This window comes from Roseovarius sp. MBR-51 (genome assembly GCF_053628575.1).
The window spans coordinates 1-11,969 of record NZ_JBRJGQ010000037.1 but is presented as its reverse complement, the minus strand read 5'-3'; the positions used below and the strand labels follow the sequence as shown (position 1 = coordinate 11,969).

Sequence of the window (11,969 nt, the reverse complement as noted above, 5' to 3'; positions counted from 1 at the left end):
ACATCCAGTCTCATAAATACCGGTACAGAATCTCATGAACCCCGACTCGTTTTTCAGGGAAGTGCTTGAATCTCATGAATTCCGGCTATCCGACAGACTACCCATGTTTTTGAGCATATCATTTTTACGTCCGATAATGCAAGATTATTGGACATTAGAGCAAGAGATAGTGTGAGGCGGTTTCTACGCTATTTACTGGCCGAAAGCGCCGTATTGGGATAGCGTCCCGGCATGACGTTTGCTCGCGACACCCGCACCAGCGACCCTGAAACGATACCCCGGATGCCAGCCTGGGTCATCGCCACACGGGTTGAAACCCTTGAAGATGTGGCGTTTTTGTCAGGTGCAGCGCTTACTCACCTGTATCATGTGTTTGCACGAGACGATGTCCCCCAAGCATTGTTGCGGGACCGGCTGGCCCTGCACGCCGCAGAGGCATGCGTGGCGCTTTCCGGTCGGATGGAGAGGGCGGGGGAATTGCGCGACGCGGTGCACCTCCTGCGTCCCGGCGACCTTCCCGGTCCGGCAGGCGAAACCTACCTTGCCTGGCGTCGCGCGGTGGAACGGTCGGTGTCGGTCAAGGCTTTGAGCCGAGCTTTACCGACCATCGAGTCTTGCCACATCGCCACGTGGGTGGATGCGGGAAATGGGGCACCGCTGACCCGTACCGCGGTGGTGCTGGATGCTGTCCTGACGGAGGCACCCCGTGCCGAAGTCCCGGCGTTAATCCTCGCGGACGCCGCCCTCGCCCAGGCGCTTGGTTGGGATCATGTCGTGCCGCTGCTGGCCGCGGGTTTGAAACGCACAGACCTGCGCAAGCGGGGCCACGATTTGCGCCTAGCCTGTCATCGCGCTGTGACCGCATCCGCGGTCGAGGCCACGCGTCTGGCTGTCGACCTCTCGCGTCGGGCTGCGCTTTTGAAAGGGGTTGCGCCAAAGCTTCGAGCCAAAGGGGCCGGGGAGGCGGTTGAGATCTTCCTGACACAGGATGCGGTGGCCCCCGCGGCCTTGCCTTTGCCGGATCGCGCCGCGCGGCGACTCTGCGACCGGCTGGTCGATCTTGGCGCCATCCGCGAATTGACCGGCCGCGACACCTTCCGGCTGTACGGGGTGTAGGCATGAGCATGGATAGCGAAAATGGGAACCGGTTCCGCGGGTCGGACATGCGACCAGAAAAGAAGTCGAAGGACCGCCCCGAACCCCAGATTGACCGCGAATTGGCCAACCTGCCGCCGGAATTGCGCTGGCGGGAATGGATGCGCCGGATCGAGGCGGTGCTGTTTGCCTCTGCCTCGCCTGTACCGCGCGAAGATCTGGCGCGCATAGTGGGGCAGGCGGCCTCGGTTGATCTGCTGGTCGAGGATCTGGCCGCCGATCTGGAGGGGCGGGCGTTTGAGATTGCCATGGTCGCAGGGGGGTGGATGTTCCGGACACGGACCGCTTACGCGCCTGCGATCCGCGCCGCCGCGGATGTCGGGGACCAGTTGCTGGACCTGAACGAATTCGACGTCGCGATTTTGGCGGCTATCGCCTACCACCAGCCGATCACCCGTGACGGGCTGAAGGATATCTTTGGCAAAGAGATCAGCCGGGACCTGATCGGGCGGCTGCATGCGCAGGGTCTGATTGGAACTGGGCCGCGCGCGCCGCGTCGTGGTGCCCCCTATACCTTCGTGACCACTGACGTGTTCCTCTCAGCTTTCGGGATGGAGAGCTTGCGCGACTTGCCAGATCCTGAACAGCTGAATGACGCCGGGCTCGCCGCGCGCCCCTGAAACCCGCCTCTGACCCTCAAAACGCTTGCCGCTTCTGATGGAGCCGCGCGGCCGCTTGAATGAGATCTGCCAAATACGGGCCAGCGGTGGTGGGGCAAGGCCCAGCTTTAGGCCGAGGCAGGACGGCATCGCTGAATGATGTGACCAGTCCGCGCCAGGCTGGCGCAGCCAGAGCGGCGCGTCTCCAATAAGCGATCGCGGGATTTCTTCGCGTTCCGAAAGGCGTCGACCGCCCTTCCGTCAATTGCCGGAACAGATGATAGCGATCCCGATGGGGGAGGCGCGCGATGGACATTGGCCGTCGCCCAAATTGAAAGCAGGCCGATCCAAGCAGGTCCGGCAGTGACCGCCCCTCTGCCATCCGATACCCCACGGCATGAAGACGAAGCAGATCGTCGATCAGGCGCTCAAGGTGTCGAACGCCAGCGGTGGCAGGACGGGTGCGTTTGCAGAGCGCCGCACCGCACAAGGCGCAGATTTGATGCGGTACAAGACGCTTCTGGCTGAACGAGGCCAATCCGTGTCCGCAGGATGGGCACCTGTCCCGAAGTCGGCAGCCATGGTGAAAGCAAGAAACGCGTGTCGCCAGGCTCCAGCCCCGGCGAAAATAGGGCGTTTCGTCTTCCGCCAGACAGGCCGGGCAGAATTGCAGCCAGGTCGCCTGCGTCTTTGGTGCGCAACTCTGCTGAGGCGATGCCCGCAGGGGCAAACGCAACCGGGCCAAGGGGTCAGGAGCAATGGTCAGAGCCGCGATGTCTTCCAGAGGTATGTGGGTATGCTCTTCCAAAAGCTGCAGGATGCGATCGGGCAATGCCCGATCAAGCCGCGCCGACCAGTTCTCACCCGGCGCTCCGTGAAGCGCAGCAAAATAGTGCGGAGGTATGCCGTTTGCGTAGGCGAGACGGTGCAGCCAACTCGACAGAAGTTCACCGGGTGCCGGCTTGATAGCCACCGGCCAACAGTTTCCCACTGCATTTGCATACCGCTCTGCAGGTGTGACGGAGATCCCGGTCGGCCCAAACCTCATGTCATCTCGTGACGCAAAGCCGAATTGCGGCGCCTCGAAAGAGGTAAATAGCCAAGGTCCGACAGGGTTGCGCCGGTGATCCGGTCCTCACCGCGCGAGATGGCCGCAACTGCGGCCCGGGTGACGATCTCGACAACCTCGCCGATCAGCCCCTCTGACAGATCGTGGATGATCTTCGCCAAGGGGTCGCGCGACAGATCGGAGGCTTCGGCGAGCGGCAGATTGGCTTCCAGGCTGTCGAGAAGCGTCGCGAACTCCTCGTCATACGCCCATCGTGGAATGGGGATCGTATCGAAACGTGAGCCCATTTCGTCGGTGTCATGCACCGCATCGTAGATCGCGATCTCGCCGACAAGGACGGGTGAGATGTCATGCACCCGTGCGATCCGCCGCAAGAACGAGAAGATGGCCTTCACATCCTGGCGCCGCCCACGCAACGCGCTGTGGAACTCGTCGAATACCAAAAGGCGCGGTTTCAGGCGCTCCAGAAGATGGTCGACCTGATCACCGGCGCGGGACAGGCTGCGCCAGCCCGCAGCTTGTGGCGCGCGCAATCCGGACAGGATGCTGGCATAGAAATGCGACAGCCCTGCACCTTCCCGGGTCTGGATCACCCACACCTTTTGCTGCTCGGCAACACGCAGATGTTCGACGGCAAAGCGTTCGGCGATCATGGTCTTGCCGTTATGGTAGGGACCGGCAAGCAGCAAACCGCGTGGGCGCAGGGATGGCGGTCGCTCAAGCAGCAGTCGCATCGCGTCATGCGCCGCGCCGGCCGCCGGATGGCTGATCCAGCGCGGCGCGCGAACATGAGCGATCCGCACTTCGTCATCGGCCTGCAAGAGCGGGACCGCGGCGGGCATGAGGTGGTCCGGCACCTTACCAATCCTCGACCGGGAAGACCCGTCGCGGACGATCCGGGTCGAGTTTTGCCTGGGCCGAGGCGGAAGGCGCAGCGAAGTCGGCATAAGGTTTCTTTGCCTCGGTGGCATGCCGGGCGCGGGTCATCTCCTTCAACCGGCTTTTGGGGGTTTTGGCGGCGGCAACAGTGGCGGCGGGTCACCCGATGGGGTGGAATGCCCGCGAGGATATCTAGCGAGATGTTCAGATCCCGCAGAACCTCCAGCCGATCGAGGAGGCGGCCAACATCGGCCGAGTTCTGACCAACCTCGAATTGGCGCAGCCAGACGAACCGGCTGACCGTGCCATCGACCATCTCCGTGAGCAGGGTGTCCAGGCGGGCCTTTCTATCCTCATCCAGCCGGTTCACGATGGCGCTTTCGATCCGGCGTTCCGCCGCCACGAGCGCATCCGCGCAGAGGCGCTCGACCACGGACACACCCGGCAAGATCGTCTGGGTCCGGCGACACTCTTCGACAAACCGGCGGGCCAGATCATGGTTGGAGGTTGCCACCTCCGCCTCGCCTGACAGCCAGGCTTTCAGTTCCCGCGCGCGATGCCCGGAGAACATCTTGAAGCCATAGAGCTGGCGCAAGTCGACCAGATGCCTGCGCCGCGTTATGTCGGTCTCGGCGTATCGGCAAAGCTCATCCATCTCTTCGCCAAGCTGTGCTGCGATGAAGCTGCTGATGGCCTCTGGAATGACCTCACCCGACGCCAACAGTCGGCCAGGATATCGGAAAGCACAAAGCTGAAGGGCGAAGCCGAGGCGATTGCGTGCATGGCGACGGGTTCGAATGAATTCGAGGTCATCGTCCGCCAGTGTGTAGTGGTAGAGGATGGTGGCTTCGTCTGTCGGCAGATCGAACAGCGCCGCGCACTGGCGCGCGGTCAGGATAGAGCGTCTTGGCATGCTGGATTGTCCTTGTTAGTCATTAGTCTGTTCAGGACAAAATTTGCACCAGCAAAATCAAAGGCTTGCAAGACCAAAATCTGAGGGGGTTCAACTGGGACAACGTGCTGCCATCTATGCTCGGGTTTCGACCTCGGATCAGTCCTGTGAGCGCCAGATTTCAGAATTAACGGCTTTTGCCGAACGTGGCGGTTATGACGTGGTCGGCGTGTTTAAGGAAACAGCCTCGGGCGCGTCCGCCAATCGCATCGCCCGCAACCGGGTACTCGACTTGGCGCAAGCCAGACATATCGACGCCATCCTGGTCAGTGAGCTTTCCCGCTGGGGGCGGTCCACTAAGGATCTGCTGGACACTCTAAATAGGCTTGCCGGTTGGAAAGTATCTATTGTGGCCATGAGCGGCATGACCTTCGAGGTCGAGACGCCACATGGCCGAATGATGGCCACCATGCTGGCTGGGATCGCCCAGTTTGAACGTGATCTGCTCAGCGAAAGGGTGAAATCGGGCCTAGCCGCTGCCCGCGCACGCGGCAAGAAACTCGGTCGCCAACCCGGCCAACGACCAAAAGCCGACAAACTCGCCCCCAAAGTCATTCAGGCAGTCGCCGAGGGCCGCTCCTACCGGTGGATAGCCCGAGACCTAGGTATCTCGAAAAACACAGTCACCGACATCATCAGACGGCACCGCCAAAATGCCTTATGATACGATCCTGCCCCCTACCGGAATCTACCCCCTCCTCATCAGCCGATGAAAAGGACTTCGCACCAAAGCCTCAGTCGAACAACGTGGGGCTCAGCCGCCGCTTACACTAAAAATTGTGCCGTCTGGGGTCGGTCTGCCTACGATCTTCAACAAGGACATTCTGATTTTCTGCGTTAGCCAACTCATGCACCGGAAGAACCGGGGTGAGGAGATCGGCAAGCGAGTGCGCTTTAGCGCCCGGGAACTGATGATTAGCACGAACCGCAAGACAGGCGGTGTTGAATATCAGCGCCTAGAACAAGCCTTTCAGCGGCTCATAGGCACAATCTTTCAAACCGATATTCAATCGGGCGGCAAGCGCGAGACGCGCTTTTTTAACCTGATTGAATCCGGTAGCGGATTCGTCATGAAGGGCGAAGGAACCTGGCGGCTCGATTACTGTGAAGTGATCTTGTCTGATTGGGTAATGCGGGCGATAGAAAGCGACGAGGTTATGACAATCTCGAACGATTATTTTCGCCTGCGTCGTCCGCTTGAGCGCCGCCTATATGAAATTGGCCGCAAACACTGTGGGGGTCAGCCAAAGTGGCAAGTTGGCCTTTCCAAACTTCAGGAAAAGACGGGCAGCAATGCCCCCCTCAAGAAGTTTCGGCTCAACCTTCGCCAGATTATCGCCGACGATCATACCCCCTTCTACCGAATGGAGCTAGGGTCTGGACCCATTGATTTCCGTCTGACGACATGATTCACGGCCCAAAAAACGAGCGGTAACATGTCTGATCTCTTCTGGCTGACCGAGGCGCAGATGGCGCGCCTGGAGCCCTATTTTCCTAAGTCTCACGGCAAGCCACGCGTTGATGACCGGCGTGTGCTGAGTGGGATTATCTTCATCAATCGCAATGGGTTGCGTTGGCGTGATGCGCCGAGGGAATATGGCCCACACAAGACACTATACAACCGTTGGAAGCGTTGGAGCGAGAAGGGCATCTTCGCCAGAATGATGGTCGGGTTGGCCGCCGAACACGGTGAACAGAAGACCGTGATGATTGACGCAACCTATCTGAAGGCCCACCGGACCGCGACCAGCATGGGCGCGAAAAAGGGGGGCGTGGCCGCCTGATCGGACGCACCAAGGGTGGCATGAACACGAAACTGCATGCCATTTGCGATAGCAAGGGGCGGCCGCTGAACCTGTTCGTCACCGCCGGTCAGGTCAGCGATTACATCGGGGCACGGGCGCTGCTGAGCAGTCTGCCAAAAGTCAAATGGCTGCTCGGGGATCGCGGCTATGACGCCGACTGGTTCCGAGAAGCGTTGCAAGACAAAGGGATACGCGCCTGCATCCCCGGCCGGAAGCAGCGCAAGGCACCGGTCAAGTACGACAAGCGCCGATACAAACGCCGCAACCGTATCGAGATCATGTTCGGCAGGCTCAAGGATTGGCGGCGGGTGGCAACCCGTTACGACCGGTGCCCGAAGGTCTTCCTTTCAGCCATCGCCCTTGCGGCTCTCGTCATCTACTGGCTATGAGTCCTGACCCTAGACACAACCAAAAATCGGCGTTGCTCTTTAAAACGGATTAGCATAGATGGTGAGCTGAAGGGTTTCCCCAAAAATTGAACGTTGAGCGCCTAAAATGACAATAAAAAAAATCAATACTAAACAAGACTTTGAAAATCATTATGTAGTGACAGGCCTGTTTGGTGACCATCGAGATTTTGGGATATATAAGGCGCCAAGAACTTCAGGTGTGGAGTGCCTTTTTTTCTCAAACAGCGATGTAATTGGTAAATATGCCCACGCGCAGGGCTGGCGATTTATTAAGACGTTTCACCCGGTTCTCGCGAATGATTACCTTGAAACGTCGCTGCAATCAAAATGGGTGAAGTATCTCCAATTTCTAAAAAATAGCACGATTATCGAAGAAAACTTGCAAATACCTAAATCAGTTCTGTACTTCGATCACAAATTTCATGTCACATCCGAGCATGTTGCAAATATTCTCAAGCGGGCCACGGACGCATCTCTTTTAATCCGCAAGACTCCGACTGCCAAACACTCCGTCAATGTCGAAATCGACGCCGCTCTGCCTTACGAGCGCTATGCACGGCATATGGAGCCCACAAAGGATTTTATCAAAACCCGTCTGGCGCAGGGTGCCAAAACAGATGTCACGATCTGTAACACCGGGCTGATCCACTACCGACATCTGGAGGTGTCCAGAGATTTAGCGGATCGAGTCTACAACACTTGCCAATCTTTGAAGCAACCCGAATGCCAAATTGTCTGGGCAATGCATGCTCAAGCCTTTGACGACAAGATTGATGTGATCGACTGGAACGATCCGCTAGTTGGCGATATAGAATGGCAGGATCCCAAAGTCTATCCGATCAATCACGTGCCAACGGTCGCACCCAAACGGAGTGAACCGGGCCATGGGGTCGTGGTTGCGGGATTTCACCGATGTGGTACGTCGTCTGTTGCGGGAATGTTGCACAACTCGGGCATCAGCGCGGGCACTGACCTGATGGACGGAAACGAGGACAACTCAAAAGGCTATTTCGAAAGCTGGGGGCTGGTGAACATGCACGACCGGCTGATGAATGTTAACGGTGTGGATTGGGCGAGCTCTCTTGAGCAGAAGGTGCTCTTATCCAAAGACGATTTGACCGAGCTGCGCACCTATTTTGACCAAAGGTCAGAGCACTCCGACGGCGCTTGGTGTATGAAAGACCCGCGGTTCGGCCGGTTTGTGTTTGAATGGAAGCGCACCGCACCTGAGCTTAAAGCGTTGGTGCTGTATCGTTTACCTAATGCCAGTGCGTTGTCTTTGCAAAAAAGAAGTCTGCGGGAATTTGTGCAAACGCGGGGAACGCTTGAACTGCCAAAGCGGTTTTACGACGACCCCGACATCGCATTGCGGCTTTGGGTGGAACACAACGAAGCATATATCAAGCTGTGCCAAGCGTACCCAGATGACTGCCTAGTTATTGGTCATGCCGCTATTATTGACGGCTTTGATGTGCTTCAGGCGATCTCGGCCAAGTTTGGCATTGATATGCCTACCCAAGGAAGCAAAAATTTTTTGGACAACTCTTTGTTGTCCCGGCCCCGGCCGATTTATGTGGTCTCTGCTGATATTCGAGATCGGGCGATCGCGGTTTGGAATGCGCTTTGCGGAATGGATGTGTCGCGTCAGGATCCATTGGGTGCGTCACACGGCATTGAGGATCAGTTGATCTTGGACACCGACGGCAAGTTGGCAAGGGGTGAACTGCTTGAAGTCTTTGCCAAAGCCGCGCTGAAGGAGTTGGAAGAACGGCACAATGTGGCTAAGGACCAGTTGTGGCGCTTCAACAAGCTGAAGAACGAGGCTGATAACCTGCGTGCAGTGGAAACCAAACTGCATGCGGCGAATGCCCAAATTCATGAGGCGAAAGCGCAAAACACCTTGCTACGGTTCAACGTGAACAGCAAAAAACGGCTGGGCCAGAAACTCCGGTACTATCGCGATCGTGCCGAGCTGCGCAGATCCAACATGTTCGATGCGGCGTGGTATCTGGAGCAAAATCCTGATGTCAAAGACGCACGGATGGATGCGCTCGAACATTATTTGCGGTTTGGGGCCGGCGAAGGGCGGGATCCGTCGCCAACATTTTCCACGGTCAAATATCTTACATCTAACGAAGACATCGTTGAAACAGGCGTCAATCCACTTCTTCACTATGTGAAGTACGGCCTAAAAGAAGGCAGGGCACGTTAGATTGTTCGAATTCTGTGGCCCAAAACGAATGGAGCGGATGTGAGATATATTTTTACCACCTGTGCTTTGAACTACTACCCCAACGCGCGGCTTTTGGCGGCGTCGGCGAAAGCCCATCTTGGGGATGTTAAAACGGTTTTAATGCTTGCCGATACATATCCAAGAGATTTGGATTTTGGCGATTCTGACTTTGATGAAGTCTGGCCGATTTCTGAACTAGAACAAGACCTACCCAATCACATGGCCTGGGTCTTTGGGCACAGTGTGATGGAGTTGGCCACTGCCATAAAAGGTTTTGTGCTTAAAAAACTGTTGGAGCGCAAAGACTGTGAATCGGCTCTGTTTTTCGACCCAGATTGCGAAATCCACAGTGATCTGACTGTGGTATTCGACAAATTACACACCAAAGACATTGTGCTGACGCCGCACAGCTGTTTGCCGCATACCCAAGACGACTGGATCAAATTTGAAATGAACCAACACCGGGTGGGTACTTTTAACTTGGGGTTTTTGGGGGTCAGAAACTCGGGAGAAGGAAAGAAGTTTGCAGATTGGTGGTGGCATCGGCTGCAACGGCACTGCGTGATCGATGCCGAGCGCCATTTGTTTACCGACCAAAAGTGGATTGATTTGGTGCCGTCATACTTTGATCATGTGGGTGTGATCCGGCGCCCTACATTGAACGTAGCGCGCTGGAACACCTTTCAACGTGAGATCACCCGCGATGCAAGCGGGACTATATTCGTGGAAGGGTTGCCGCTCGATTTTGTGCACTATTCCGGCTTTATGAAGGTAGGTACGCAAAACCGCGGCATGTATGACGTGGCCTCAGAGCCATGGATTAAAGGAAAACACGTCTTGGACCAAATGAGCGAAAGCTATGCAGAGCGATTGTTCGAGTACCAACAAAAACCTACATGCCAAAACGACTGGACGCTTGGGCGCTACCGCAGTGGACAAAAGATCTCGGATTGGGAAAGACGGGTGTATAAAATGACCCCAGCGCTTAGCGCGCAGTTTCCGCAGCCATTTGAGGGTGGAAAGGCTTTTTGGGCAGCGCTTAGTGCGAGGATGACAGGATGAGTGAACACAAAAGCAACCTTCAAGCTGCGAAAGCCTTTGTGGATTATGGGCTGATGGAAAAATCCAAGGGACATCGCGAATCTGCCTCCGGGCCTGGCAGCAGCCTGACAGCGGCTGCGGCGGCTTCAAAATTTCTGTTGCGTAAATTCCGAGAGCTGCCGATCCGCAGTGTCTTGGATTTGGGGTGTGGCGATTGGAACTGGATGCAGCATTTGGGCTTTCCGCAGCCAGTTCCCGGGCGTGGCATCACCTATGAAGGCTGGGAATCTTCCCAAGAGCTTGTTGATGCGCTTCGCGCCAAGCATGGCCAAGACGGTGTGAACTTTCATGTACGTGATGTCAGCGCCGAAGCCTTTCCGGACGTCGATCTAATTATCGCACGCGATATTCTGTTTCATATGCCTCCCGATATGGGACTTGATGTAGTTGAAAGGATCAAAAAGTCCGGCAAATACTTAGCGGCTCCATCCTATATGTTTGCGAGCACAAACAGCGGTTTTTCTGAGTATTTAGATATCGAAGGCTGGGGATTTTTTCCCATAAATATGAATATAGAGCCATTCAATCTGGGCCCCTTCTTTCAAGAATGTGTAATCGAACCAGATTGTCAATATGCTGGAGAAAACCGATATTTTTGCTTTTATGGCCTTGCACCGATTGTAGCTGAGCCTGCACTAGAGGACCCCCACCCACAACTCTCGCGCAGCTCTGCGATTGTTGCCACACCAGAGATTATCACAAAGATCCCCGCGGTATCAGTGATCGTCACCGCCTACAACGACGCGGAATCCATCCAGAAGGCCGTGACTTCAATTACCCAGCAAAACATACCGGATGTTGAGGTGATCGTTTTGGATGACCGCAGCACTGATAAAACCTGGCTCAAGGTGGAAAACCTTGCTCGGTGGGATGACCGGATCATCCCCACCCGCTCCAGTTATAATTTGGGACCGTCGGCAATGCGCAACATTGGGATAAACAATTCGCATGGGGAATACGTCTGTTTTGTCGATGGCGACGACACGCTGTGTAGCGGCGGGCTCGGCCAGCTTTTAGAGCGGGCTTGGTCTGTTTCCGCTGATGTCGTGCGCGGCTCACATGTTATGAAAATGAACAACCAATCGAGTCTCAACGCCCCAGAACACTATCACCAACCAGAAGTGTTGCGTACGTGTTATGCGGACATGCCCAGCCTGGTCCAACTTTATACCAGCTGGAACATGCTCATCCGGCGACATCTTATTGGCAAAGGCGGAGCGCAGTTCAATGTGAACATGCGACTAGGCGAGGACAGGGTTTTTAATCAGCAGGTGTTTAACGCGGCCAGCTCGATTGCACTGATGAAATTTGAGAGCTACAACTGGGTGCGCAACAGTGGTAGAAAGACGCATCTTTCGTCAGGCAAGAAGGTCGCGGACCGACTTATGTCAATCTCCGCCTTCCTCGATACGGTCGCAACGCTGGAAAACGCAACACCGGTACATTTAAAAATGGTGCATGCCTCGATGGCCTTTGAACTGGCGAACTGTGTGCGAAAATCCGAACGAGAGGGCACATGCTTTTCAGACGAGATAGATTCCTTGTGGAACAGAATTCAACTTGACCGCCGCTGGATCACAAACCCGTCAATCAAAGGGTACGAAAAGCCGCTTCTGGACGACATTATTCTAGACAAACTGTGAGCTAATGGGAAGGCAGTTCATCCCATTACCCAAGTTCGACAACAAACCGCGCAAAATTGGATCCTGCGACTTCCTGATGTCATATCTTTCAATAAGTTACTGGCCTTAACGGTCTCGTTCGCT

General features: G+C 56.0%; 10 protein-coding genes and 1 pseudogene. 8 read left to right on the top strand and 3 right to left on the bottom strand.

The features are described from left to right. The first annotated feature begins 231 nt into the window (after nucleotides 1-231). Both ACSSVY_RS21980 and scpB read left to right on the top strand, forming a co-directional pair. Nucleotides 232-1,116, top strand: a complete 885-nt coding sequence (locus tag ACSSVY_RS21980) for a DUF1403 family protein (protein ID WP_454272107.1) — start codon at nucleotides 232-234, stop codon at nucleotides 1,114-1,116. Nucleotides 1,117-1,163: 47 nt separating this feature from the next. Then, nucleotides 1,164-1,775, top strand: coding sequence for an SMC-Scp complex subunit ScpB (gene scpB, locus ACSSVY_RS21975; RefSeq protein WP_454272110.1), 612 nt, complete (start codon nucleotides 1,164-1,166; stop codon nucleotides 1,773-1,775). 16 nt (nucleotides 1,776-1,791) lie between these two features. On the opposite strand, the gene ACSSVY_RS21970 is transcribed toward scpB, so the two are convergent. From ACSSVY_RS21970 to ACSSVY_RS21960, 3 genes and pseudogenes are all read right to left on the bottom strand, one after another. Further along, nucleotides 1,792-2,802 carry a TniQ family protein gene (locus ACSSVY_RS21970; protein WP_454272105.1) on the bottom strand — a complete coding sequence of 337 codons (1,011 nt, stop codon included), beginning with the start codon at nucleotides 2,800-2,802 and terminating at the stop codon, nucleotides 1,792-1,794. Beyond that, the gene (locus ACSSVY_RS21965; RefSeq protein WP_454272103.1) at nucleotides 2,799-3,665 is read right to left on the bottom strand and encodes a TniB family NTP-binding protein; all 867 of its coding nucleotides are present in this window, start codon (nucleotides 3,663-3,665) and stop codon (nucleotides 2,799-2,801) included. Before ACSSVY_RS21965 ends, ACSSVY_RS21970 begins: the two co-directional genes overlap by 4 nt. A 191-nt stretch (nucleotides 3,666-3,856) precedes the next feature. Further along, nucleotides 3,857-4,615: pseudogene (locus ACSSVY_RS21960) on the bottom strand (DUF4158 domain-containing protein); the annotation flags it as partial. 43 nt (nucleotides 4,616-4,658) lie between these two features. Between ACSSVY_RS21960 and ACSSVY_RS21955 the strand changes: the two are divergent. The 6 genes from ACSSVY_RS21955 (at nucleotide 4,659) to ACSSVY_RS21930 (ending at nucleotide 11,846) form a co-directional block, all read left to right on the top strand. Further along, nucleotides 4,659-5,318, top strand: a complete 660-nt coding sequence (locus ACSSVY_RS21955) for a recombinase family protein (RefSeq protein WP_454272101.1) — start codon at nucleotides 4,659-4,661, stop codon at nucleotides 5,316-5,318. A gap of 112 nt (nucleotides 5,319-5,430) precedes the next feature. Next, a complete protein-coding gene (locus ACSSVY_RS21950) occupies nucleotides 5,431-6,063 on the top strand; it encodes a replication initiator protein A (RefSeq protein ID WP_454272109.1) in 633 nt (210 codons plus the stop codon). A gap of 27 nt (nucleotides 6,064-6,090) precedes the next feature. Further along, nucleotides 6,091-6,848 (top strand): IS5 family transposase gene (locus ACSSVY_RS21945; protein WP_454272099.1). Its coding sequence is split into 2 segments (ribosomal slippage): nucleotides 6,091-6,415 and nucleotides 6,415-6,848, totalling 759 coding nucleotides; the frame shifts between segments, so codons are not numbered across the junction. A gap of 106 nt (nucleotides 6,849-6,954) precedes the next feature. Continuing rightward, nucleotides 6,955-9,081 carry a hypothetical protein gene (locus tag ACSSVY_RS21940; RefSeq protein ID WP_454272098.1) on the top strand — a complete coding sequence of 709 codons (2,127 nt, stop codon included), beginning with the start codon at nucleotides 6,955-6,957 and terminating at the stop codon, nucleotides 9,079-9,081. A 39-nt stretch (nucleotides 9,082-9,120) separates the two neighbouring features. Then, complete coding sequence (locus ACSSVY_RS21935) at nucleotides 9,121-10,164, top strand: hypothetical protein (RefSeq protein ID WP_454272096.1); 1,044 nt, start codon at nucleotides 9,121-9,123, stop codon at nucleotides 10,162-10,164. Beyond that, nucleotides 10,161-11,846 (top strand): glycosyltransferase, encoded by a 1,686-nt coding sequence (locus tag ACSSVY_RS21930; RefSeq protein WP_454272094.1) that lies wholly within the window; start codon nucleotides 10,161-10,163, stop codon nucleotides 11,844-11,846. Before ACSSVY_RS21935 ends, ACSSVY_RS21930 begins: the two co-directional genes overlap by 4 nt. The last annotated feature ends 123 nt before the right edge of the window (nucleotides 11,847-11,969 follow it).

Bases quoted from the DNA above. Each gene is read 5' to 3' on its own strand.
- scpB (WP_454272110.1), top strand. From the start codon at position 1,164: ATGCGACCAGAAAAGAAGTCGAAGGACCGCCCCGAACCCCAGATTGAC.
- ACSSVY_RS21980 (WP_454272107.1), top strand. From the start codon at position 232: ATGACGTTTGCTCGCGACACCCGCACCAGCGACCCTGAAACGATACCC.
- ACSSVY_RS21940 (WP_454272098.1), top strand. From the start codon at position 6,955: ATGACAATAAAAAAAATCAATACTAAACAAGACTTTGAAAATCATTAT.
- ACSSVY_RS21970 (WP_454272105.1), bottom strand. From the start codon at position 2,802: ATGAGGTTTGGGCCGACCGGGATCTCCGTCACACCTGCAGAGCGGTAT.
- ACSSVY_RS21965 (WP_454272103.1), bottom strand. From the start codon at position 3,665: ATGCCCGCCGCGGTCCCGCTCTTGCAGGCCGATGACGAAGTGCGGATC.
- ACSSVY_RS21930 (WP_454272094.1), top strand. From the start codon at position 10,161: ATGAGTGAACACAAAAGCAACCTTCAAGCTGCGAAAGCCTTTGTGGAT.